The organism is Pseudomonas sp. S2_C03 (assembly GCF_054668405.1).
The window spans coordinates 1,698,463-1,722,157 of record NZ_CP162766.1; the positions used below are offsets into that span (position 1 = coordinate 1,698,463).

Consider the following 23,695-nt stretch of genomic DNA (forward strand, 5'->3'; position numbering starts at 1 on the left):
CACGGTATTGGCCTTTAGCTGTTTGGCTCGATCAAAAAAGGACCCTCAGGTCCTTTTTTGATTCCACATGTTCGGTGCCAAGCTAAGCAAACGAATTGACCTGCAACTCATCCAGCCGACTGATCTTCAAGGCGCCAACAACCGCCAACTCTCAGTGATCTCCCGCCCCAACCGCCTCAGGCGCGAGACCCTTGGCACTTTGGGGCGAACTGCTCCCACCAGCCCTCGCGGCTCGGCTGCTGCTGATAGGTCTGCACCTTGTCCGCCGCGCTGCCCAGCAACTCACTGACTGTCGATTCGCGTTTGGCCACGTACGCCTCCAGCTCCTCGATGGCCTCGCTCAACACCCCGTAACCACCGGTGAACACCGCCGAGGTCATTTCCGTGGCGCAGGCCCCGGCCAGCAGGAAGCGGGCCACGTCCAGCCCGCTGCGTGCGCCGTTGGTGGCGATCAACGGGTAGTCGTCACCCATGGCCTTGCGTGTCTGCATCACCCAGCGGGCAGTCAGTGGCAGGGCCCAGCCGCCGCCGATAGCGGCGCTGGTGCCGAGCAGGGGCAGGCCGGTTTCCAGGTCGGGTATAAAGCCCATGAAGCGGCCCATCATCACCACGCTGTCGGCGCCGCCACGGCGTGCGGCCTGGGCGAGGCCGACGACGTCTTCACTTTGCCCGGTGAGCTTGATCCACAGGGGCAGGGTGGTGGCTTCGCGCAGGCGGCGCACGATGGCTTCGATGCGGGCGGCGCCGCGTTCGAGAACGATGGCGCCCTTGGCGGCTTCTTCGCCGTGGGGCGCGCCGATGTTCAGTTCCAAGACGCGCAGGCCGGCCTGCTCGATCCGTTGGGCGAATGCGGCGCATTGTTCCAGATCGCTGAGGATCAGGCTTGGAATGACGTAGGCATCCTGCAGGCGGGCTTCGCGGTCAAGCATCGCCAGTTCTTGCAGCCACTGCTCGAAGTCGCGCTGGACCAGGCCCGAGCGGCCGAACAGGCTGGCCTCGGCCGGCGGCTGGAAGTTCCAGGGCAGGCGGTTCCACTGGGCATCGAGCAGCACGTAGTCGGTCTTGTCCAGTTGCTCCTTGGCGGCAGGGGATTCGTTGGTGGATTTAGCCACCACCGCACCGGCGCCGCTGGCCAGGGCGGCTCGGATGGCGTCGGCGGTCATGGTCTGTTCACCGGCCCCGCAGATGACCGGGTTTTTCAGGGTCAGCCGGCCGATGGTGGTCGTCAGTCGCGTCATGCCAATGCCCTCACAGATTCATCAAGCGGGCAGCGTTGCCTGAGGTCATCTTGCGGATGTCCGCGTCGCTGAACTCCAAGTCGATCAACTGGCCGATCACGTTGCGAAAGCCATCGGCGATGCCCGGGTTGCCTTGCTGGCCCAGGTCGGAGCCGAGGATGGTCAGGTCGACCGTGCCGGCCTCGATCACCTCCCGCAGGAAGGTGTCGTCGTAGAACTTGAACTTGGAGCCTGGTACCCACATGCACATCGAGTGCTCCATGAACACGCCGTCGCGGGCCAGTTGGCGCATGTCGTCCAGGGTCGCGTCCACTACATAGGTCGGATGGTTGACCAGCAGGCGCTTGACCCCGCGCAGGCGCGCTTCCTCGAACAGTGGCCAGATCTCGCGGATGTTCAGGTGACCGGCGGAGAGCACCACATCCTGGGCGGCGATCAGGTCAAGGATGGCCTTGACCTCGTCTTTGAGTTGGTCGTTGTCGTCCAGCACGGTCAGTGGGATTGGTTGCAGCATGCGCTGGGTGGTCTGCGGGAATTTCTCGACGAACTTTTTATCCTGGTGGTGATGGGCGATGTGGTTGGCCGAGGAGAAGGTCGGCATCCACACCAGTTTGGCGCCAAGGGTCAGGCCGTGTTCCACGGCGTGCACGTTCAGCCCGCCGACGGCGTTGTTCAGCGGCACGCCGGAGAGCATGTGCACATTCAGTTCGCTGAAGTGCTTGTTCAGGATGTGGGTGACCGGTGTGCAACTGTAGTAGTGGTCCTTGAGCAGCACCGCCTTGAGCCCTGCTTCGGACGCTTCGCGCATGGCTTCGACGTGGTCGCAATAGCGCGGCATGACCGAGGGGCCGCTGTGGCAGTGCAGATCGATGGCGCCCTTGAGCAGGTCGTCGATATGCGCCTGGCGTTCTGCGCTGATCGGGGTGTCGATGATTGCATTCATGGAAGGTCTCTCTTGTTGTGGTGCGGGTCAGCGGGCCGACCCGTGGAATTGACGGACTTGCTGGCTCCAGCCGGCGCGCAGCAGGGCCTGGTCGGAGCCGAGAATGAAAAAGCTCACGCCGCAGGCGGCGAAGCGTTCAAGGTCTTCGAGGTTGGCGACGAACATGCCGGTGGGTTTGCCCGCCTCCTGAGCCGCGTCGAGTACCCGGCTGACGGCGTCCTCGACCCGCGCGTCGTCCAGGCGCTCGGCGCCCAAGGACACACTGAGGTCTGCGCGGCCGACCAGCAGGCAGTCGATGCGCTCAAGGCGGGCCAACTGGTCGAGGTGCTCCAGCGCTTCGCGGTCTTCGATCTGCGCGATCACCGCATGGCGACCGTCCTCGGCCACCAGGTGCTCGGCCAGGTTGGCGCGGCCGTAACCCCCGGCCCGGGGCGAGTTGGAAAAACCGCGAGAGCCATCGCGGTAGTACAGGGCCTGGAGCACCGAATTGGCCTGGTCGGCGCTGATGATGTGTGGCAGCACCAGGCCGTCGGCACCCAGGTCCAGGGCTTGCTGCAAGGTCGCGGGAAGCTTGTCCGGCACGCGCACCAGGCCGCCGGTGCGGGCGGCGCGGCAGGCCAGCAGGCTGATGTCCAGCGCGGCGGCATCGAACGGCGCGTGTTCGGCGTCGAGCACCACTGCATCCAACCCAGTGTCGCCGGCAATCTCGATCACCGCGTGGCTGGGCGTCTTGATAAAGGCGCTGAGCAGACGCTCGCCCTGGCGCAGCCGGTTGGCGAAGCTCATGCCGGCTGGCCTTTGGCCGGGGCGAATTCGGCATCCTGATACTCGATCAGGTGGCGGTAGTCGTCGCGAATCGGCGAGAACACGTCGAGGTTCATCACCACTTCATCACCCAGGGGTTCGGCGTAATGCACCACGTGCGGCGGGATGCGAATCATGCTGCCGGGGCCGCCTTCAACCACCTCGTCGTCCAGGTGAAAGCGCACCCGGCCCTGCACGATGATGACCAGTTGCTCGAAGGTGTGGCTGTGCGGGAACACGTCCATGCCCGGGGTCAGCCAGTTCATCACGCACAAGGTGTCGTCGCCGCGAAAGGCAACACGCTCGACGCCTTTGCGCACGGTTTCGCGGGGCAGCTCATTCCAGTTGTGAAGCAGGGCATGGGCGAGACTCATCGGGTTTCTCCGTTTCTTTTATAAGAATGATGTTTCGTTGTGAGATAAACCTACGCCGGCTGTCAGGCCCCGGTCAAGAGACTTTTTCGACCTTGACAGCGGTCCGTCAGCAACCCTAGGATTGTGTCGTACAAAAAAACAACGTTTCTACGAAAGAAACAAAGTGAAGGAAATGCCATCCATGCGAGTCATACAATCCCTTTTGATCGACGGGCAATGGTCTGCCGGCAATCACCCACGCCGCGCCGATGTGTTCAATCCTGCCTCCGGCGAGGTCATCGCCCAATTGAGCCTGGCGAGTTCCACCGATCTGGATCGCGCGCTGGCGGCTGCCGCGCGTGGTTTTGAGGTGTGGCGCAAGACGTCGGCCTACGAGCGCTCCAAAGTGCTGCGCCGCGCTGCCGACCTGGTGCGTGAACGCGCCGACGAAATTGCCGCCCTGATCACCCTCGAACAGGGCAAGCCGCTGGCCGAGGCGCGCATGGAAGCCTTCGGGGCCGGTGACCACATCGACTGGTACGCCGAAGAAGGCCGTCGCGCCTACGGCCGGGTGATTCCACCGCGTGCCAGCGGCGTGCGTCAGTTGGTGTTGCGCGAGCCGATTGGCCCGGTCGCGGCGTTCAGCCCGTGGAACTTCCCGGTCAGCCAACTGGTGCGCAAGATTGCCGGGGCCCTGGCCGCCGGTTGCTCGATCATCGCCAAGGGCCCGGAAGAAACCCCATCCTCGTGCATCGAACTGTGCCGTGCCTTCCAGGATGCCGGCGTGCCGGCGGGCGTGTTGAACCTGGTGTTCGGCGTGCCGGCTGAAGTGTCCGACCAGTTGATCCGCTCCGAGATCATCCGCAAGGTGTCCTTTACCGGTTCCGTGCCGGTGGGCCGCGCCCTTGGTGCCCTGGCGGGGCAGTACCTCAAACGCTGCACCCTGGAGCTGGGCGGACACGCGCCGTTTATCGTCTGCGACGACGTGGACGTCGATGCGGTCGCCACCCTGGGGGCCAACCTCAAATTCCGCAACGGCGGGCAGATCTGCGCATCGCCCACCCGCTTTTATGTGCAGGCAAGTGTTTATGAGCGCTTCGTCGAAACCTTCTGCCGCGTCAGCGCCAACCTCAAGCTCGGTGATGGCCACGACGCCAGCACTCAGCTCGGCCCATTGGCCAACCCGCGTCGCGTGTCGGCAGCACAGGAATACGTAGACGATGCCCTGGCTGTCGGCGCGCAACTGCGTCTGGGTGGACAGGGCGGCGAGGGGGCCGGCTTCTACTACCCGGCCACGGTGTTGACCGAAGTACCGGAAAACGCGCGGATCATGAGCGAAGAACCGTTCGCGCCAATCGCGTCGATCGTGGCCTTTGACACCCTGGAAGAAGTGATCAGCAAGGCCAACGGCCTGCCATTTGGCCTCGCGGCATTTGCCTTCACCCGCTCGGTGCAGCGCGCCACGCTGCTGGCTGACGAGTTGCAGTCGGGCATGGTCTCGATCAACCACTTCGGCCTCGCTGCGCCAGAGACGCCGTTTGGTGGCGTCAAGGACAGCGGCTATGGCAGTGAAGGTGGCAGCGAGGGACTGGACGCCTACTTCACCACCAAATTCGTGAGCCAGGTCGGCTGATCTTTCTTCGCTTAAGAGAACAACAATAATGGAAATCTTCGATTACATCGTGATCGGAGCCGGATCGGCCGGCTGTGCGCTCAGCGCGCGGCTGGCCCAGGCTGGCAAGCAGGTGCTGCTGCTTGAAGCCGGCCCGGCCGACAATCACCCCTATGTGCATATTCCCGGTACGTTCATCCGCGTACACGGCACTCGCCGCACCTGGATGTACCGCACCGAGCCCGAGCCCTTCGTCAACCAGCGCGAAGTGTTCATTCCCCAGGGCCGCACCTTGGGCGGCGGCAGCTCGGTCAACGCGATGATCTACATTCGCGGTCAGGCCGAGGATTATGAAGATTGGAAAAACGCCGGTTGCCAGGGCTGGGGGTGGGCGGACGTGCTGCCGGTGTTTCGCCGCTGCGAAGCCAACGCCCGCCTGGGCGGTCAGTTGCACGGACAACAGGGGCCGCTGAAGGTCAGCGATCCACGGCACAAGCATTTCCTCAGCCGGGCTTTTGTCGAGGCAGCGGTAGAAGCAGGCGTGCCGGCCAACGATGACTTCAACGGGGTCAAGCAGGAAGGTGCCGGTTTCTACCAGACCACCACCGCCGACGGCCGTCGCGCCAGTTCGGCGGCGTCGTACCTGCGGCCGATGCGCAAGAACCCCAACCTCAAGGTGATGACGGGTGTTCATGTCACCCGGTTGCAGTTCGACGGTTCGCGGGTAGTGGGCGTGCAGGCGCAGGATGAGGCCGGCCGTGAGTTGAGTTTCCGTGCCCGTGGCGAAGTGATCGTCAGTGCCGGAGCCATCGCTTCGCCAAAACTGCTGATGCTGTCCGGGATCGGACCCCGTGAGCATTTGCAGGCGATGGGCATCGACGTGCGGGTGGACGCTCCCGAAGTCGGTGAGAACTTCCAGGACCATCTCAGCGCATCGGTCTACGCCCAGACCCGCCAGCCCTCGAGCCTGCTCGGGCATGACCGTGGCTTGCGCGCCGTTGGCCATGGCTTGAAATACCTGGCCACGCGCACGGGCCTGCTCAGTTCCAACGTGGTGGAAAGCGGCGCGTTCGTCGATGCCACTGGCTGCGGTCGCCCGGACGTGCAATTTCACGTGGTGCCGGCGCTGGTCGGCGATATCGACCGCATGCCGCCGGCCGGCCATGGCATCTCCGTCAACCCCTGCGCGCTGCGCCCGCGATCCCGTGGCCGGCTGCGCCTGAAAAGCGCCGACCCGCTGGCGGACGTGGCACTGAACGCCAACTACCTGAGCGACCCCGAGGACATGCGCACGATGGTGGCCGGGGTGAAACTGGCCCGCAAGATCCTCCGTGCACCCGCGCTGGCCAGCGTAGTGGAGCGCATGCTCATGCTCCCGGAAAACGACGACGTGCCCGACGCGGTGTTCGAGGACTACGTGCGCACCGTCGCCAAAACCGTGTTCCATCCCGCCGGCACCTGCCGGATGGGCTCGGACGCTGCCGCCGTGGTCGACCCGACTTTGCGCGTGCGTGGCGTGCAGGGGCTGCGGGTGGCCGATGCGTCGATCATGCCGACGATCGTCAGTGGCAATACCAACGCACCTTGCATCATGATCGGCGAGCGCTGCGCCGATTTCATCCTGTCGGCCCAGGCCTGATCAGGCTCGCTTCACCAAAACAACAATTACAAAAAAAGAGTACTGCGATGAAGCTCATAGCCCGCAACACGTTCGACAACGAGCAGGACAGTGTGCTGTACAACCGCATCGCCTGGCGGTTGCTGCCGTTCCTGTTTGTGCTCTACATCATTGCCTTCCTCGACCGGGTCAACGTCGGTTTCGCCAAGTTGCAGATGTCGGCCGATATCGGTCTTAGCGACATGGCGTTCGGCTTCGGTGCCGGCGTGTTTTTCATCGGCTACTGCCTGTGCGAGATCCCCAGCAACATGATGCTGCAACGGGTTGGCGCGCGATTCTGGATCACCCGCATCATGGTGATGTGGGGCATCCTCTCGGTGTCGATGATGTTCGTGCAGACGCCCAACCAGTTCTATGTCATGCGCTTTTTGCTGGGCATGGCCGAGGCCGGGTTTTACCCGGGGGTCGTGTTGTACATGACCTATTGGTTCCCATCCTATGCCCGGTCCCAGGCCATGGCCTGGTTCAACCTGGGGATCGCCATGGCCGGGGTGCTGGGCAGCCCGCTGTCGGGCTGGATCATGCAGACCTTCGCGGGTGTGCATGGCTTGGCGGGCTGGCAATGGCTGTTCCTGATCGAGGGCACGCCAGCGGTGTTGCTGGGTATCGTGGTGTTCTTCTACCTCGATGACCGTCCGGGCAACGTCCACTGGCTGAGCCCGGAGCAAAACCAACGGGTGGTACGCCAACTGGCTGCGCAACGTCAGGCCCAGGAACATGCGGGGGCGGGGCACAATTTCCGTGCGGCGTTCGTCAACAAAGACCTGTGGCGACTGATTTACGTGAACTTTGCCCTGTTGTGCGGCACTTACGGGGTGAGCTTCTGGCTGCCGCAGATCGTCCAGGGCCTGGGCATCAAGAGCCTCACTCACACCGGGTTGATCGCGGCGATTCCGTTCGCGATTGCCTCGGTGGTGATGCTGGTGGTCAGCCGGCATTCGGACCGCACCCGCGAGCGGCGCTGGCATGGCACGCTGTGCAATCTGGCGTCGGCCGCAGGCCTGGCAATGGCGGCGTTCTTCCACGATCAACCGGTGCTGTCGCTGGCCGGCCTGAGCCTGGCGATGTCCGGCGGTCTGGCCGGGTTCTGCGTGCTCTGGGCATTGCCCGGCGTGCTGTTGACCGGCACGGCAGCTGCGGCCGGCATCGCGCTGATCGCCACCATCGGCAACCTCGGCGGCTACGCCAGCCCGTTCATGATGGGTTGGGTGAAGCAGGGAAGCGGACATCTTGAATACGGCTTGTACGTGCTGGCGGTGATGACCCTGATCGGTGCCTACACGATGTACTCGGTGAAGATGCCGCAGCAGGATCGCGCAGCCGTTTCGGCAGAACCTGCCAGTATTTGATGTCGTAGACCAACACAAGCGTTTCGCCAAGCGATACAATCGGGCTTTCTCAAAAGCCCCATGCGAGGTGAACGCTTGAACCAGGATGATGAAAAGCCCGCCAGTGGTCCGGCCTTGCTCGAGTCGGTGGAGATGGTCTTCCGCCTGCTTGACGAACTGACCGCTGCGCGGCGCCCGCTCGGGGTCACCGAGCTGGCTCAACAACTGCAGACGGCCAAGCCGCGCACCTACCGGCACTTGGCCTCGATGCGCCAGTTGGGGATCCTCGAACAGGATCCGACCACCGAGAAATACATGCTCGGTTCACGCCTGGTGGCCTACGGCGAAGCTGCCGGCGAGCAGTTCGACCTGCGCGCCATCGCCGACCCTTACCTGACCCGCATCCGCGATGCCACTGGCCAAACGGCCTTGCTGGCGGTCGCTACCCATGACACCGCGCTGGTGGTGTCCTGTGTCGAATCCAAGGCCAATGTGTGCATCTCGGTGAAACCGGGCAACCGCGTGCTGCCGTATTGCTCGGCCCAGGGCCGCACCGTGTTGGCGTTCGCCGACACCGCCAGTCAGCAGCGGGTGATGCGCCGCAAGATGCCGCAACTGACGCCCCTGACCCTGCACGAACCCGAAGCCCTGGCCCAGCGCCTGGCGTTGATTCGCGAGCGACTGTATGACGATGCGGACGGTGAGGTGACGATGGGAATCAATGCCGTGTGCTGCCCGATCTTTCGCGACAATGACCAGATCGTCGGCACCATCGGTATCGTCGGGCCGAGCGCAGCCATCCCGTCACCACCACCGGCGGCGATGTTGCGCGAGTTGCAGTCGGCGGCGGCGGAGATTAGCGAACGCTTGCACGCGGGGACCTACCAGCGCCTCTAAAAGCGCTGGCGGTTGCAGGAGCCAGATCTGGCTCCTGCGGGGGCAACGCTTAGAAGATGTTGATCGGGTACTCGGTAATCACCCGCACTTCATTGAAGTTCAGCCCACGATCGGGGCTGCGGAAACTGGCTTGGCGGATACGAAAGGACAGGTCCTTGGCCGAGCCGGATTGCACCACGTATTTGAGCTCAAGGTCGCGTTCCCAGGCGCGACCATTGTCGGTTTGCGCGGTGTGGAAATCGGTGCCGCGCAGGTAGCGGCCCATGAAGCTCAGACCCGGTATGCCGACGCCAGCAAAGTTGAAGTCGTAACGGGCCTGCCACGAACGTTCGTTCTCGTAGTTGAAGTCAGAGTACTGCACGGAGTTGGCCAAAAAAACGGTGCTGTTACCGTCCACGCCGTAGGTGTAGTTGCCGGTGCCGGTCACGCGCTGATGGGCGACCGTGAACGTGTGCGGCCCAGCCGCCAAGGCAGCCGACAAACTCCAGATGCGGTTATCGAGAATGCCGCCCAATTGCCGGCCTTCACTTTTGGTGTCATACCCGTTGAAATCAAACGTGGCTGCTAAACCCTCGCTGATCGGTAACGCCAACGTGGTGCCCAGGTAATACTTGCGCCAGTAATCCTCAACATCGGAATGATAGGCGCGAACGTTCAATTGTTTATTGAAGTTATAGTTGCCGCCGAACAAGTCCACCGAGGTCATGCCGCCGCTGTCGTGTTCACTTTGGTCGCGGCTGCGCAAAGCCGTGAAGTGGCCCGCGTGCAACGTCAGGTCGGGTATTTCCTTGCTCGTGACCAGCCAGCCCTGGGTGGTTTCAGGCAACAGTCGGTTATCGCTGGTGGCCAGCACCGGCAGGTTCATCAGTTGCTCGCCAAACTTGACGACTGTCTTGGAGAACCGCGCCTTCACCGCAGCGCCGCCCTTGGAATAGCTGCTCTTGGCGCCGTCGCTGTCTTCCTCCAGCAGCAGGGTGCCGCCGCCTTTGCGCCCGCCGCCGGTGTCCAGTTTCAAGCCGAGCAGGCCGATGGCGTCCACCCCGAAGCCAACGGTGCCTGGCGTATAGCCGGACTCGAAAATACCGATAAAACCCTGGGCCCATTCTTCGGAATAGTTCTGCGAAGTGCGGTCGTCGAGAAAGTTGCGATTCATGTAGAAGTTGCGCGCTTTTATCGAGAAGTGCGCATCTTCTACAAAACCACCCGTGTCGGCTATTGCATTGAAGGAAAGTGCGCAAGTAACAGCCAGTGCCAATGTGCTCTTCTTAGCATTCATGTAGTTATTTTCCAGGCGTGTGCGTGAGCGCACGGCCGACATCAAGGCGATGACGGCCGTGGTTCAAGTTCGATATATCAATAAGTGTGTTGGCGGACGAATGGAGGGTTGGATTTATTCGCTAGGCGTTATCTCCGAAGTGTTGGATAGGGTGACTACACCAGTTGGTCGATCAGGGTTTTCTGGAAGGCGACGGTTTGCGCGTCGGGCTGCTGCGATTCGAGCATCGCCAGCAACGGGTCCTGCACCTCGGTACGCAGACCACTAAGCGCCTCGATGGCCGCCAACCCGCAGAACGGCACATAGGCTTCGGCGTAACCGCCTTCATGCACCAGCACCAGTTTGCCGTCGCACAGGCGTTCGGCCGCCTCACGGGTCAAGCGGGTCAGTTCGCGGTAACTGTCGCTGTGCAAAAGCATGCGCCCCAGCGGGTCGACGCCGCTGGCGTCATAACCGCAAGCGACGATGATCAGTTGCGGGCGATAACGCTCCAGCGCTGGCAACACGATGCGCTGCATGGCATACAGATACGCCTCGTGGCCGCTGCCCGGCGGGAGAGGTACGTTGACGTTCAGACCGGCCCCGGCGCCGCTGCCGGTGTCGTGCTCGCCGGTGTAGCCGCGGGGATAGGCGCGCTGTTGGTGGATCGACAGCGTCAGCACATCGTCGCGCTCGTAGTAGATGGTCTGGGTGCCATTGCCGTGGTGCACGTCCCAGTCGAGCACCGCCACGCGCTCGATGCCGAAGCGCTCGCGGGCGTTCTCGATGGCGATGGCGATGTTGTTCAAATAGCAAAAACCCATGGCCTGGTCGAGCAGGGCGTGGTGGCCGGGAGGACGGCTCAGCACGTAGGCGTTGTCCAGTTCGCCTTGCAGCACCTGGTTGACCGCCGCGCTGACCAGCCCGGCCGAGACCCGGGCGACCTCGTAGGTGGCCGGGCCGACCGGTGCGCCCGGGTCGAGCAGGCCGCCGCCGTCGGCGCACAACTGGCGAAAACGTTGCAAGTACTCGGGTGTATGCACCTTGAGCATCTGCGCCATGGACACCGGCTCACCGCCGTGCTGCACCAGTGACTTGCCCAGGCCCGAGACCTCCACCAGGTTCTTCAGGCGGCGCTTGGACTCCGGTGATTCGGCGTGGGCGGCGCCCGATGGCGGCTCGACCCAGCCGCCCACGGGCAAGGTCAGGGCGAACAGGCCTCCGCTGTGCCAAAAGCAGTGTTCATCGTGAAAAAATCCGCTGTTGCTCATGTGTATTCCTTGCATCTGGGCAGGCTCAGCCTGCGGTGCCAATGGCGACGACGGGCGCGGCCTGGGAACGGACCCGGGCCATCACCAGTGCAGCGACCAGGTTCAGGGCGGCGAGGACGAACAGGCCGTACTCCAAATGCCCGCTGGCCTGCTTGATCCAACCCATCATGAACGGGCTGGCGTAGCCGCCGAGGTTGCCGACGGTGGTCATCAGGGCGATGCCGACGCCGGTGGCGGCGCCGGTCAGCAGCGTGCCGGGGATGGCCCACAGCACGTTGAATGCCGACAGGCTGCCGGCCATCGCCACGCACAGGCTGAACAGACACAACACCGGCTGATTGTGGAACGTCGCGCTCATGGCCAGGCCCAGGCACGCGGCGAGGATCGACAGGGAGGCGTGCCAGCGGCGTTCGCGGGTGCGGTCCGAATGCTTGCCGACGATCAGCATGCACACCGAGCCTACGGCAAACGGTATGGCCGACAGCAGGCCGGTCTGCAACAGCGTCTGTTCACCCAGGTTGCGGATGATCTGCGGCAGCCAGAACGACACGCCGTAGGTGCCGCACAACAGAGCAAAGTTGACGAACACCAGGCACCACAACGCGCGATGGCGAAAGGCACTGCGCAAGGTGTGGGTGGCGCCGGCCTGCTCGTGCTCCTTGCGCTGGCGGTCGAGGTCGGCCACCACCTTGGCGTTCTGCGCGGCGCTGAGCCAGCGAACCTTGCCCGGACGGTCATCGAGGTAGAAGAACACCACGATGCCGAGGACCACCGCCGGCAGGCCTTCGAGCAAAAACAGCCATTGCCAGCCGGCCAGGCCGTGCATGCCGGCGAAGGTCTGCATGATCCAGCCCGACAGCGGCCCGCCGATCACACCGGCGAACCCCACGCCCAGGCTCAGGCAGGCCAAACCCTGCGATTGCGCGTACGACGGCAGCCAGTAGGTCAGGTACAGCACGATGCCAGGATAGAAGCCGGCCTCGGCCACCCCCAGCAGAAAACGCAGGATGTAGAACGACGTGGGGCTGGAGACGAACATCATCGAAGTGGAGATGATGCCCCAGACCACCATGATCCGCGCGATCCACAAACGTGCGCCGACGCGCTGCAGCATCATGTTGCTGGGGATCTCGAACAGACAGTAGCCGAGGAAGAACACCCCGGCGCCGAAGCCGAAGGCCATGTCGCTCAGGCCCACGTCGGCGGCCATCTGCAATTTGGCGAAGCCGACGTTGACGCGGTCAAGGAAGGCCACGACATAGAGCACGAAAAGGAACGGCAAGATGCGCCAGGCGATGCGGTTGTACAGCGAGCAATCCTGATCGCTGACAAAGGTAGTGCGAGAAATGAGATTCATCAGAGGCTCTCTGGAATTATCGGGCCGTCTGCGCATAACGCAGGCGGCAATGCTTTTCTGGGCAGCGAGCGGTAAAACGGGTCTTCGCTATTTTGTTTTTATCTGCGAAACGTTGTTTCTCTGAGTGGTTGCGATAGTAAGAAGCCCTCCGAGTGGCTGTCAAGGGGTGGCGGGATGAATGGGGCAACGGCTTGCGTTGCCCCAGGGTTTAGCGGCGGGATAGGGATCGCGACAGCAACAGCAGTACAGTGGCGAACAGCACCATGATGGTCGCGGCGGCCAGCAGCACCGGACTCAAGGCCTCGCGGGCGGTGGTGAACATTTCCCTCGGTAGCGTGCGTTGATCGGGCCCGGCCAGGAACAGCGTCACCACCACTTCATCCAGCGAAGTGGCGAAGGCGAACAGGGCGCCCGAGACCAGGCCCGGCGAAATCAACGGCAAGGTCACCTGGCGCAATGTGACCCAGGGTGTCGCGCCCATACTGGCTGCCGCCCACAACAGCCGCTGGTTGAGACCGCCCAGCGCGGCGCCGACGTTGACGATGACGAAGGGCACCGCCAGTGTCGTGTGCGCCAGCACCAGCCCCAAGTAGCTGCGGGTCAGGCCGGCACTGGAGAACACGAAGTACATGCCGACGCCGACGATCACCGCCGGCACGATCATCGGCGCGATCAGTAGCACTTCAATCACGCGCTTGCCAGGCATGGAAGGATGACGCAGGCCGAGCGCCGCGAGGCCGCCGAGCAACACTGCCAGGGCGGTGCTGGTGAGGGCGATGGCAAAGCTGTTGGCCAGCGCGCCCAGCCATTGGCTGGAGCCGAAGAACTGCTCGTACCAGTGCAGGGTGAAGCTGCCCAGCGGCAGCGACATGTAGCGGTTGTCGCTGAACGACAGCGGCAAGACCACCAGAATTGGCAGCAGCAGGAATGCCAGCACTAGCACTCCACTGAGCGACAGGCTGAGGTTACCGAACCAGGCCAGTGGCCCGCGGTTGGGGTTGCGGATCATCGTTTGGCTCCTTCATGGCCGCGCCGGGCCAGGTGCGCCTGGACCAGATAAAGCAGGGTGGTGGCCACCAGCAATATCAAGCCAAGGGCCGAGGCCAGTCCCCAGTTGAGGGTGCCGGTGGTGAATTGGGCGATGTAGAAGCTGATCATCTGGTCGGCCGGCCCGCCGAGCAGCGCGGGGGTGATGTAGAAGCCCAAGGTGACGATGAACACCATCAGTGCGCCAGCTGCCAGGCCGGGCAACACCTGCGGCAGGTAGACCTGGAAAAACACCCGCAATGGCCGAGCGCCCATGGAATAGGCCGCCTGCACCAGCAGGCGATTACAGCCGGCCATGGCGGCCAGCAGCGGAAAGACCATGAATGGCAGCATCACGTGGACCAGTGCCAGGATCACCCCGAAGCGGTTGTAGAGCAGGTGCAAGGGGCTGTCGACCAGGCCAAGACGCAGCAGCCACGCGTTGACCAGGCCTTCGTCCTGCAACAGCACCATCCAGGCGGTGGTGCGTACCAGGATCGAGGTCCAGAACGGCAGCAGGATCAACAGCAGCAAGGCATTGCGGGTACGCGGCGTGCGCTTGTCGAGGAAGGCGCACAGTGGAAACGCCAGCAGCACACACACCAGCGTGGTGATCGCCGCAATACCGAAGGTGCGACCCAGGATCGCCCGGTACAGCCCGGCTTCTTCCTTGGCGACCCAACCATCACGGTAGTCGTGCTTGAGGTCCACTGCCGATAGCAGGTGATAACTGCCCACCGGACCTGTTGCGCGTTTGAAGGTCTGCCACGTCGCGTTGTCCAGCCAGCGTGGATCGAGCGCCTGCAACGAGGCCGCCGTGCCGTCCAGTTGCGCCGCTTCGCGCCGGGCCGTGGTCAGCAGGGCGCGCAACGCCGGCGCCTCATAGGCCAGGCGTCGCGCGGCTGCCGCCAGTTCCCGAGGTTGCACCTGGCGCAGGTCCTGCACCAGTGGCGCGAACAGGCGTTCATCCGGCGCCGAGGTGCCGTCCCATTTCGCCACCGCCTGGGCCGTCGCGGGCAACGCCTGGGTCAATTCCGGGTCGGCCACGGCTCGCCACAACAGCGTGCCGATAGGGCCGACGAAGGTCAGCAGCAGGAACAGCACCAACGGTGCCAGCAGGCCATAGGCCTGCCACAGCGCGACGCGGTTCTTGCGCGCCACCACCGGGATGGCGTTGTCTAAGGCGAGAGCACTCATGTGATTCCCCTGGCTCACTTGGCCGCCCAGGCGGTCCATTTGGCATTCAGTTCATCGACGCGGTCGACCCAGAAGTGGTCGTCCAGCACCAGCACGTTGGCGCTGTTCTGGGGCGCACTGGGCGAATCGGCCAAGGCTGCCGGGTCGGTGTCGGCGATGCCCTTGAGCGAGGTGATGCCGGTCGGCTGCAGGGCCGGCCAGCGCTTTTGGTTCTCGCCGTCACCCATCACTTTGAGCAGGCCGTAGGCCTTGTCGACGTTCGGCGAGTTGGCGAGGATGGCCCAGCTGTCCATGGTTTGCAGTGACTGGTTCCACACCAGCCCGAACGGTTTGTGGTCCTGGCGGATGGCATTGGTCACCCGGCCGTTGTAGGAGGTGGTCATCGCCACCTCACCAGAGGCCAGAAGTTGCATGGGCTGGCCACCGGCCTTCCAGAACAGCAACTGGCCCTTGATGCTGTCGAGCTTGTGAAAGGCGCGCTCGACACCGCCGGGCGTGCCGAGGGTCTTGTAGACGTCGGCCGGGGCCACACCGTCGGCCATCAGGGCGATTTCCAGGTTGCCCTTGGGGCCCTGGCGCAGGGCGCGTTTGCCGGGGAAGGTGGCGGTGTCGAAGAAATCGCTCCAGCCGGTGGGCGCGCGCTTGAGTTTGCTGGTGTCGTAACCGATGACGAAGTTGTAGACCGCATTGCCAATGCCGCAGGTGCTGGTGGCGCTGGGGATGTAGCTGGCCTTGCCGCCGATGCGCGCCACGTCCAGCGGCAGGAACAGGCCTTCTCCACAGCCCAGTTCCAGGTCTTCGCTCTCGACCTGCACCAGATCCCAGCCGCCGTCGTCGCTTTCGGCGCGGGTGCGCAGCAGGCCGATGCCGCCTTCCCAACTGTCGTCGACGACTTTATTGCCGCTGGCCTGAGTGTACGGTTTGAAGAAAATTTCCCGTTGCACGTCCTGATAGGCGCCGCCCCAGGAGGCCACGGTGAGGTCGCGGGCCTGGGCGCCGCTGGCGAGCAGGGCGAGCCCGCAGAGGGTGAGGATGCTGACGCGGTTACGATTGAACATGGTGTGACTCCCAGCCTTTGGAATTGGAATTGGTTGGCAGTGATGCAGGTCGAGCCGAAGCGTTTTTTGTTGTTGTGTTGTCGTGCAAAAAAAATCAGCGCAGCACCATGGCCTGTTCCGTCGGCACGGCCAGGGCCAGGCTTTCGCCGGGTTGCGGGGCCGCGCGACCGAGATTGACCGGGTTGCAGGACATCGACAGCTGCGCACCCCCGACCATGCGCAGACGCAGGCGGCTGTGGGCACCGTGGAAAATGCTGTCGATCACCTGCACGCTGAGCGCCGGTTCACCGGGTGCGGCCAGGCGCAGGTTCTCCGGACGAATCGCCAGTGCCGCGCGATCGCCGGGGACGAGACTGGCATCGGCGCAGCACGCCTCATGCACGCTGCCATCTTCTTCCAGGCGCACCTTGGCGTGGCTGGCCGTGCGGGCGATCACCGTGCCTTCGAGCAGGTTGGTCTCGCCCAGAAAATTGGCCACGAAGCGAGTCGAAGGCTGTGTGTAGAGCAAGTGCGGCGCGTCGATCTGGGCGATCTTGCCTTCGTTGAACACCGCCACCCGGTCGGACAGGGTCATGGCTTCGTCCTGGTCATGGGTGACGTAGACGAAGGTGATGCCCAGTTGTTTGTGGATGGCCTTGAGTTCCAGCTGCATGTGTTCGCGCAGCGCCTTGTCGAGTGCGCCGAGCGGTTCGTCCATCAGCAGGATGCGCGGGCGATAGACCAACGCCCGGGCCAGCGCGACCCGTTGCTGCTGCCCGCCCGACAACTGCCCGGGGCGCCGGTCCTCGAAACCTTCCAGGCGCGCCAGGGCCAGCGCTTCGCTGACCCGCGCGCGAGCCTCGGCGGCCGGCACCTTGCGCAGGTTCAAAGGGAACGCCACGTTCTGCGCCACGCTCATGTGCGGGAACAGCGCGTAGCTCTGGAACACCACGCCCATGTCGCGCTTGTAGGCGGGCAGGGCGCTGATGTCCTGGCCATCCATGAGGATGCGCCCGCGGTCCGGGGCGTCGAAGCCGGCGAGCATCATCAGCGTGGTGGTCTTGCCCGAACCGCTGGGTCCGAGCAGCGACAGGAACTCGCCCTGGCGAATGTCCAGGTCAAGGTTGTCGACCACCCAGCTGCGCTCGTCGTAGGTTTTGTACACCCCGTCGAAACGCACCACGGTGGCGGCGCTGGCCGGCGCGGCGGCAGGGTCCTGCGATAGCGGCATGGCGACCTCGGGCTGTGGGCGCAAGGACTGGGCGATCATGGCCGCACACCTGCAAGGACTTCATCCAATGCCTGGGCCACTGCCTTGAGAATAGTCTGAATCTGGTCGGCATTGACGATCAGCGGCGGCGCCATCACCAGGGTGTCGCCCAGGGCGCGCAGCAGGATGCCGTTGCGTTGCAGCACGTTGCTGACCTGTTGGGCGATCTTCAGCTCGGCCGCGAAGGGTTCCCGACTGTGCTTGTCGGCGACGAATTCCATGGCGGCCATCAGGCCGATGCCGCGCACTTCACCCACCAATGGATGATTGGCCAGTGCACGCAGGCCAGCCTGAAACGCCGGGGCCACTTCGCGTACATGGGCGACGATGTCCAGCTCGTCGTACAGGCGCAGGGTTTCCAGCGCCACGGCCGCTGCCACCGGATGGCCGCCGTAGGTGTAGCCATGGCCGAGGCCGCCGAGAGCCTGGCTCTGGTCGGCGATGACCTGGTAGATCCGGTCGCTGACCAGCAAAGCGGAGATCGGCTGGAACGCCGCCGACAGGCCTTTGGCGCAGGTCAGCATGTCGGGCTCGATGCCCATCGCGTCACATCCCCAGTAATGACCGGTTCGGCCAAAACCGCAGATGACTTCGTCGGCGATCATCAGGATGTCGTACTTGCGCAGCACCGCCTGGACCTTGGCGAAATACCCGGCCGGCGGCACGATCACGCCGCCCGTGCCCATGATCGGTTCGGCGAAGAACGCGCCGATGGTCTCAGGGCCCGCTTGCAGGATGGTTTGCTCAAGCTCCTCGGCCAGGCGAGTGGCGAACGCTTCTTCGGTCTCACCGGGCAAACCTTGGCGGTAGAGATGCGGGCAGCGCACGTGGATCACATCGGCCAGCGGTTCGCCCCAGCCTTTGTGCATGTTCGGCAAACCGGTGAGGCTGGCGGCGGCGAGGGTGGTGCCGTGGTAGCTGCGCTGGCGCGCGATCAGCCGATGTTTGCCCGGCTTGCCGATGGCGGTGTGGTAGTAGCGCACGAACTTGATCGCGGTATCGACCGCCTCGGAGCCGGAGCTCTGGAACACCACCTTGTTCAGTCCTTTGGGAGCATGGGCGACCAGCTCGGCGGCGAGGTTGGCGGCCGGGCCATGGCTGCGGTGGGCGAAGGTCTGCTGATAGGGCAACTTGAGCATCTGCGCGTGGGCGGCATCGGCCAGGCGCGGTTGGCTGAAGCCCAAGGTGGCGCACCAGAGTCCGGACATGCCCTCGATGTAACGCTGGCCGTTTTCGTCGAACACGTAGATGCCTTCGCCACGTTCGATCACCAATGGGCCAACCTGCTCGTGCAGGCGCAGGTTGGTCTGGGGGTGAAGGTGGTAAGCGATATCACGCTGGGCCAGAGCCGAGCCTTGGGCATTCATGGGCGTAGTTCCTCTTGTTAAATTCGTAAGCGTATGCGGGACGTGGTTTCATTTTTACGATCTAACTGGATGTCCGTCAAATGTTTTCTGTTTCGCTGATAGAAAAACTGTTTCGCAGAAAAGACCGTCATGAGGGGTGATTTTCCTTTCTTCGCCTTTTTCCTTTTTGAATCAATAGGTTCGGTATTAAAGGTTTGATCGGGTGTGTGCTCGGTTGGATGACTGCCGCTTGTCAGCGACACCAGCCTGAGCGATATTCACGGAATTGCGTTGTTTCGCCTATGCGAACGGCGAGCACGAAAAGGAGACAACAACAATGAGTGAAGAAACCGGGAAGGGGGGTGTCAGGTCGGTCCAACTGGCGTTCGATGTGCTCGAACGCGTGGCCGGGGCCGACGGCGAGATGGGCGTCAGCGAACTGGCGAGCCAGTTGAACACCACCAAGGGATCGGTGTTCCGCCACCTCAAAACCCTGGTCGAGCGGGGCTACCTGACGCAGAACCCGCAGACCTCGCGTTATCGCCTGGGCATCCAGGCGTTTGTGCTGGGGCGCATCGCGGCCAACGGCATCGATTTGCTAAGCGCGTCCACCGACGCCATTCGTGACCTGCGTGAAGAATTGGGCCTGACGGTGGTGCTGTCGGCGCTGCAAGGGCGCCGACTGGTGGTGGTCGATACACAACTGGGCAAGTCATCGCTGGAGATCGGCGTGCGGACCGGCACCGAATTGCAGCTGCATTGCAACGCCCAGGGCAAGGTCGCGCTGGCGTTCTCAAGGCAGTTGAATATCGAACAGGCCATGGCGGCGGGCCTGGAGGCCATCACGTCGTACACCGTCACCGATCCCAAGGTGTTGCAGCGCCAGGTCAGTGAGACGCGCAGCCAGGGCTGGGCATCCGCGATAGAGGAGGAGACGCTGGGTGTCTCTGCCTTGGCAGCGCCGGTTTTGGGCATCGACGGCGAACTGCTCGGCACACTCGCGCTGGTGGCGACGGTGCAGCATATCGGTCGGGAGATTGACCCCGGCCAGGTGCGCGCGTTGAAAATGGCGGCGTTGCGGGCTTCATGGAATTTGGGGTTCAAGGGGGAATTCTTGACCGATTGAGATTTCGCCCAAGCCACCCCGGCGGCAGGTCAACCGTATGGGCTGGGCTGGCCGGTGCCTGTATGAGAGGGCACTACATGCCCGTTTTTGAAACCCGGTCCAGATCAGCGGGGCCAGGTTCTGCAAGGTTGTGCTCAGACGCTATCTGTCGCCAGACGGCGTGGTCGTTGGCCATCTGTGTTTCAAGGGGTGAGTCGATGGCAGGGAAGGGCGCGGCAGCCAGGCCAAAATAATCGGCAATCCTGCTCCACTTCCAGCGGAACACATCGCCATCGGTGACGTTAAACGCCTGGTTGGCCGCGCTGGGCGTCGTTGCGGCCCATAGCTGCTGTTTGGCCAGTTGCCCCGCGTCGGTCATGTCGGTCAGGCTGTCCCATTGCACCCTGGAACCGGGGAACACGAACGGGCGACCGGTGTGTTTGCAAATCTTTTCCGAGTTCATTGCGCGAAATGTCAGCGTCGTCTCATGCTGTGCTCACGCGTTCCACGTTGATCTTGCGCCATGCGCCCTCGGCGAAGCTGTAGACCGAAAAGGCGATCAGCCCGACGGCCATCAACAGCAGCACCCACTCACCAGCAGGTAGATTCTGCAACGCATTGAGTGCTTCCTTCATGCCCGGCGGGTCGACCGCCTTGTAGTTGGAGCCACTCAACGCCAGCAACAGGGCTATCTCGATAAAGACAACGCCACGGGCGATAAGACCGATTCGTGAAACAGGCCGCACGTACTGCATAACCTCTTCGTCTGCCTCGAAATACTTCTCGAAAGACGCTTTCCAGCCCTTGATGATGTGGGCGATGCCTACGCCCAGAGGGACGAGCGCGATGAGGTAGATCAGCAGGTTTGAATGGTCCCAGGACAATGCATGTGCCAGCAGGTCCTTGGTCTGGCCACCTCCCGAATCCCCCGAGCGCTTGATCCCGCTGACGAGCAGACCCAAGGCAAAACACGCCAACGCTCCATTGACCAGGCCACCGGCCAAGAGGCCGGAGCGGATAACCCATCCCTTCATTTGGGTGCCGTGGCCATCCACGTCGCGAACCGCTTGTATGACTCGCCATAAGGCAAATGCAAACAAACCTGCCACCACCAGCCCAACCAAAACATAGCCAAAGGGTTGGCTTAACAACGCTTCGAGGCTCTTCTTGCTGTCTTTTGGTCGGGTGGCATCGAGCGCGGCGAGCAGTGCGAATACTCCAATGATGAGGTAAAGAGCGCCCCGAGCCGCGTATCCGACTCGTGCAAGCATGACGAGGCTTTTTTGTGTGGACATGAAGTCAGCTTTCCAATGGTTGATACAGCAGAAGACCCGCTTGGCTGGAAGGGGTTCTATTGGATCATTCGTTGGATCACGCCATGGGCGAGCAGGCGCGGGCAGCCGGCCTTTTGGCCAAGGACCACAAGCCGGCAGTTGTCGGAGAGAGCCAGGGCGTGGAGCCCTGGCAAACAGCAGAGGTCATTTTTTCTTTTTTGCCGGCTTGTCGGACTTGTCTGATTTCTTCGCCTTGTCAGGCTTGCTGTCAGCTTTTTTTGCAGTTTTTTTGGGTTCGGCGTCTTTTTTCTTATCCTTCTTGTCGGAGGATTTTGAAAGCGCTGAGGCTGCCGCTGATTTCTTCGCCGGCGATGCTTTCTTGTCCTTCAAATCCTTGCTGGCTTTCGAAGCTTTACCTTCGCTTTTCTTCTCGTCTTTAGCCACGTTGACCACCTCTCGGAGTGTGCCGGTATTGGCGCAATGCCTGTGGAATTTTCCAGAGGCTGATCGTTAGGCGAGCGCCTTCCGGCGCGGTTCAAACTATTTATGCGCCCGCGCGGCCTCAATACCCGTGATCACGCTGAATCAGTCCTTGCATGGGCTCGCCCCTTTGCTGGCGACGGATATTGGCCAGCAACCCCTCGAATGCACTATGCGGCGCAGTCATCGCGCCGACGTGGGGGGTCAGCCAAATCTGCGGGTGTCGCCAGAAGGGGTGATCGGGTGATGGCGGTTCGGCATCGAGCACGTCGAGTAGGGCGTGGCTCACCTGGCCGCTATCCAGTGCCACGAGCAAATCATCTTCGATCAGGTGACCGCCCCGACCGAGGTTGATCAGGCTGGCGCCGCTTGGCAGGGCGGCCAACGTCGTTGCATTGAGGATCCCCCGGGTGTCGTCGGTCAGTGGCAACAGGCAGATCAAGATGTCGCACTGGCCGAGAAATTGGGCGAGCTGGTCGTTGCCCGCATGGCAGTGCACGCCATCGAGGTTTTTTTGCGAGCGCGCCCAGCCATGCAGTTCGAAGCCGAACGGCCGCAGGCTGTCCAGCACGGCAATACCGAGGTTGCCCAGGCCCATGACGCCGACGCGCCGCTGCGCAGCTGGGGTCAGCAGGTGGTCCTGCCACTGCTTGGCCCGCTGTTGTTGCAGGTACAAGGGGATCTGCCTGTGCAGGCTCAACACGGCGAAGCAGGCGTACTCGACGATACCTTGTGCGATGCCGGGGTCGAGCATGCGCACCACCTTGATAGGCCCTGGCAGTTCGCCGAGTTCGAACTGATCGACGCCTGCGGAAGTGGCGAAAATCACTTCGAGGTTGGGAAAGCGCTCATGCAGTTTCTGTGGCGGTTGCCAGGCGGCGAAATAGCGTACCTGTGAGGGGTCGCCAATGTCCGGCCACAGGCGTACCTCGATGTCGGGCGCGTGGTCTGCGAACAAGGATTTCCAGGCCGCGCCACGGTCATCGTCAACTTTGAAGAGCAGGGCCATGGTGTGTCTCGCAATGCGCTGGGTAGGTGTTCTCACGGTGCCAAAATTCCACGCAACAATCTTCCGAATCACGGGCCGTGAACGGAAGATTGCACGTTATTTGGCGGGTCAGACCGCAGCCGCGATGGCCTTGCCCAGTGACTCGGTGTTGCCGGTGCCGCCAATGTCGGCCGTCAGCGGTGCATCCTGCGGGCCCATCGCCAGGACTGTCTCGATGGCGGTCAGTACGGCAGCGCCAGCCTCCGGGTGGCCGAGGTGTTCGAGCATCATCGCGCCGCACCAGATCTGCCCGATCGGGTTGGCGATGCCTTTGCCGGCGATGTCCGGCGCCGAACCGTGCACCGGTTCGAACAGGCTGGGGAAGTTGCGCTCCGGGTTGATGTTGGCGGACGGCGCGATACCGATGGTGCCCGTGCAGGCGGGGCCCAAGTCGGAGAGGATGTCGCCGAACAGGTTGCTCGCCACCACCACGTCGAACCAGTCCGGGTGCAGGACGAAGTTCGCGGTGAGGATGTCGATGTGGTACTTGTCGACTTTCACCTCGGGATACTTGTTGCCCATGTCGGCGACGCGCTCGTCCCAGTACGGCATGGTGATCGCGATGCCGTTGGATTTGGTGGCCGAGGTGAGGTGCTTCTTCGGACGGCTCTGGGCCAGGTCGTAGGCGAACTTGAGGATGCGGTCGACGCCGACACGTGTCATCACGGTTTCCTGCAGGACGATCTCGCGGTCGGTGCCGGGGAACATCTTGCCGCCAACGCTGGAGTATTCGCCCTCGGTGTTTTCCCGCACCACCCAGAAGTCGATGTCACCGGGCATGCGATTGGCCAGTGGCGCCTTGACGCCGGGCATCAGGCGGCAGGGGCGCAGGTTGACGTACTGGTCGAACTCGCGGCGAAACTGCAACAGCGAGTCCCACAGGGAAATGTGGTCGGGCACTACGTCCGGCCAGCCCACGGCGCCGAAGTAGATCGCGTCGTAGCCCTTGAGAATGTCGAACCAGTCGGCGGGCATCATCTTGCCGTGGGCGAGGTAGTAATCGGCGCTGGCGAAATCGAACCAATCCCATTGCAGCGCCAGGTTGTGTTTGGCGGCGACGGCGTCGAGCACGCGCACGCCTTCGGGCATGACTTCCTTGCCGATACCGTCGCCGGGGATTACTGCAATCTTGTACTGGGCTTTGCTCATGGCTTCGACTCCTGGGAATGAGGGGGG

At 63.0% G+C, this 23,695-nt stretch carries 21 protein-coding genes and 1 pseudogene; 5 read left to right on the forward strand and 17 right to left on the reverse strand.

The window, feature by feature from the left end:
* Nucleotides 1-176: 176 nt before the first annotated feature.
* Genes AB4N64_RS07745 through AB4N64_RS07760 form a run of 4 tightly spaced genes read right to left on the reverse strand, consistent with a single transcriptional unit; the run spans nucleotide 177 to nucleotide 3,359 of the window.
* Complete coding sequence (locus AB4N64_RS07745; protein ID WP_460123762.1) at nucleotides 177-1,238, reverse strand: beta/alpha barrel domain-containing protein; 1,062 nt, start codon at nucleotides 1,236-1,238, stop codon at nucleotides 177-179.
* 10 nt (nucleotides 1,239-1,248) lie between these two features.
* Nucleotides 1,249-2,181: a DUF6282 family protein gene (locus AB4N64_RS07750; RefSeq protein ID WP_460123765.1), complete on the reverse strand. Its 933-nt coding sequence runs from the start codon at nucleotides 2,179-2,181 to the stop codon at nucleotides 1,249-1,251.
* 27 nt (nucleotides 2,182-2,208) lie between these two features.
* Nucleotides 2,209-2,967, reverse strand: a complete 759-nt coding sequence (locus AB4N64_RS07755) for an HpcH/HpaI aldolase family protein (RefSeq protein ID WP_460123768.1) — start codon at nucleotides 2,965-2,967, stop codon at nucleotides 2,209-2,211.
* A complete protein-coding gene (locus AB4N64_RS07760) occupies nucleotides 2,964-3,359 on the reverse strand; it encodes a cupin domain-containing protein (protein WP_460123771.1) in 396 nt (131 codons plus the stop codon). Before AB4N64_RS07760 ends, AB4N64_RS07755 begins: the two co-directional genes overlap by 4 nt.
* A 181-nt stretch (nucleotides 3,360-3,540) precedes the next feature.
* Between AB4N64_RS07760 and AB4N64_RS07765 the strand changes: the two genes are divergently transcribed.
* The 4 genes from AB4N64_RS07765 to AB4N64_RS07780 all read left to right on the forward strand — a co-directional run bounded on the left by AB4N64_RS07765 (nucleotide 3,541) and on the right by AB4N64_RS07780 (nucleotide 8,853).
* A complete protein-coding gene (locus tag AB4N64_RS07765; RefSeq protein WP_460123774.1) occupies nucleotides 3,541-4,971 on the forward strand; it encodes an NAD-dependent succinate-semialdehyde dehydrogenase in 1,431 nt (476 codons plus the stop codon).
* A 28-nt stretch (nucleotides 4,972-4,999) separates the two neighbouring features.
* Nucleotides 5,000-6,589 (forward strand): GMC family oxidoreductase, encoded by a 1,590-nt coding sequence (locus AB4N64_RS07770; RefSeq protein ID WP_460123777.1) that lies wholly within the window; start codon nucleotides 5,000-5,002, stop codon nucleotides 6,587-6,589.
* 47 nt (nucleotides 6,590-6,636) lie between these two features.
* Nucleotides 6,637-7,977, forward strand: a complete 1,341-nt coding sequence (locus tag AB4N64_RS07775; protein ID WP_460123780.1) for an MFS transporter — start codon at nucleotides 6,637-6,639, stop codon at nucleotides 7,975-7,977.
* Nucleotides 7,978-8,052: 75 nt separating this feature from the next.
* Nucleotides 8,053-8,853 carry an IclR family transcriptional regulator gene (locus tag AB4N64_RS07780; RefSeq protein WP_460123783.1) on the forward strand — a complete coding sequence of 267 codons (801 nt, stop codon included), beginning with the start codon at nucleotides 8,053-8,055 and terminating at the stop codon, nucleotides 8,851-8,853.
* Nucleotides 8,854-8,902: 49 nt separating this feature from the next.
* On the opposite strand, the gene AB4N64_RS07785 is transcribed toward AB4N64_RS07780, so the two are convergent.
* The 8 genes from AB4N64_RS07785 to AB4N64_RS07820 form a co-directional block, all read right to left on the reverse strand.
* The gene (locus AB4N64_RS07785) at nucleotides 8,903-10,129 is read right to left on the reverse strand and encodes an OprD family porin (protein ID WP_460123786.1); all 1,227 of its coding nucleotides are present in this window, start codon (nucleotides 10,127-10,129) and stop codon (nucleotides 8,903-8,905) included.
* Between the two features lie 155 nt (nucleotides 10,130-10,284).
* On the reverse strand, nucleotides 10,285-11,379 hold the full coding sequence (locus AB4N64_RS07790; protein ID WP_460123789.1) for a class II histone deacetylase: 1,095 nt from the start codon (nucleotides 11,377-11,379) through the stop codon (nucleotides 10,285-10,287).
* A 25-nt stretch (nucleotides 11,380-11,404) separates the two neighbouring features.
* Complete coding sequence (locus tag AB4N64_RS07795; RefSeq protein WP_460123792.1) at nucleotides 11,405-12,736, reverse strand: MFS transporter; 1,332 nt, start codon at nucleotides 12,734-12,736, stop codon at nucleotides 11,405-11,407.
* Between the two features lie 208 nt (nucleotides 12,737-12,944).
* Entirely contained in the window at nucleotides 12,945-13,742 is a 798-nt protein-coding gene (locus AB4N64_RS07800; protein WP_460126660.1) for an ABC transporter permease, read from the reverse strand.
* Complete coding sequence (locus AB4N64_RS07805) at nucleotides 13,742-14,959, reverse strand: ABC transporter permease (protein ID WP_460123795.1); 1,218 nt, start codon at nucleotides 14,957-14,959, stop codon at nucleotides 13,742-13,744. Before AB4N64_RS07805 ends, AB4N64_RS07800 begins: the two co-directional genes overlap by 1 nt.
* 14 nt (nucleotides 14,960-14,973) lie before the next feature.
* Complete coding sequence (locus AB4N64_RS07810) at nucleotides 14,974-16,017, reverse strand: ABC transporter substrate-binding protein (protein ID WP_460123798.1); 1,044 nt, start codon at nucleotides 16,015-16,017, stop codon at nucleotides 14,974-14,976.
* Between the two features lie 94 nt (nucleotides 16,018-16,111).
* Nucleotides 16,112-17,227 (reverse strand): ABC transporter ATP-binding protein, encoded by a 1,116-nt coding sequence (locus AB4N64_RS07815; RefSeq protein WP_460126663.1) that lies wholly within the window; start codon nucleotides 17,225-17,227, stop codon nucleotides 16,112-16,114.
* 35 nt (nucleotides 17,228-17,262) lie between these two features.
* Nucleotides 17,263-18,633, reverse strand: coding sequence for an aminotransferase (locus AB4N64_RS07820; RefSeq protein ID WP_460123801.1), 1,371 nt, complete (start codon nucleotides 18,631-18,633; stop codon nucleotides 17,263-17,265).
* Between the two features lie 316 nt (nucleotides 18,634-18,949).
* Here AB4N64_RS07820 and AB4N64_RS07825 point away from each other — a divergent pair, with 316 nt between their 5' ends.
* On the forward strand, nucleotides 18,950-19,738 hold the full coding sequence (locus tag AB4N64_RS07825; protein ID WP_460123804.1) for an IclR family transcriptional regulator: 789 nt from the start codon (nucleotides 18,950-18,952) through the stop codon (nucleotides 19,736-19,738).
* A gap of 91 nt (nucleotides 19,739-19,829) precedes the next feature.
* On the opposite strand, the pseudogene AB4N64_RS07830 reads toward AB4N64_RS07825, so the two are convergent.
* The 5 genes and pseudogenes from AB4N64_RS07830 to AB4N64_RS07850 all read right to left on the reverse strand — a co-directional run.
* Nucleotides 19,830-20,165: pseudogene (locus tag AB4N64_RS07830) on the reverse strand (NAD-dependent dehydratase); the annotation flags it as partial.
* 37 nt (nucleotides 20,166-20,202) lie between these two features.
* Complete coding sequence (locus tag AB4N64_RS07835) at nucleotides 20,203-21,012, reverse strand: DUF1206 domain-containing protein (protein ID WP_460123807.1); 810 nt, start codon at nucleotides 21,010-21,012, stop codon at nucleotides 20,203-20,205.
* 183 nt (nucleotides 21,013-21,195) lie between these two features.
* The gene (locus AB4N64_RS07840) at nucleotides 21,196-21,444 is read right to left on the reverse strand and encodes a hypothetical protein (RefSeq protein WP_460123810.1); all 249 of its coding nucleotides are present in this window, start codon (nucleotides 21,442-21,444) and stop codon (nucleotides 21,196-21,198) included.
* Nucleotides 21,445-21,553: 109 nt separating this feature from the next.
* A complete protein-coding gene (locus AB4N64_RS07845) occupies nucleotides 21,554-22,480 on the reverse strand; it encodes a 2-hydroxyacid dehydrogenase (protein WP_460123813.1) in 927 nt (308 codons plus the stop codon).
* A gap of 108 nt (nucleotides 22,481-22,588) precedes the next feature.
* Nucleotides 22,589-23,668, reverse strand: a complete 1,080-nt coding sequence (locus AB4N64_RS07850) for a tartrate dehydrogenase (RefSeq protein ID WP_460123816.1) — start codon at nucleotides 23,666-23,668, stop codon at nucleotides 22,589-22,591.
* Nucleotides 23,669-23,695 lie beyond the last annotated feature (27 nt).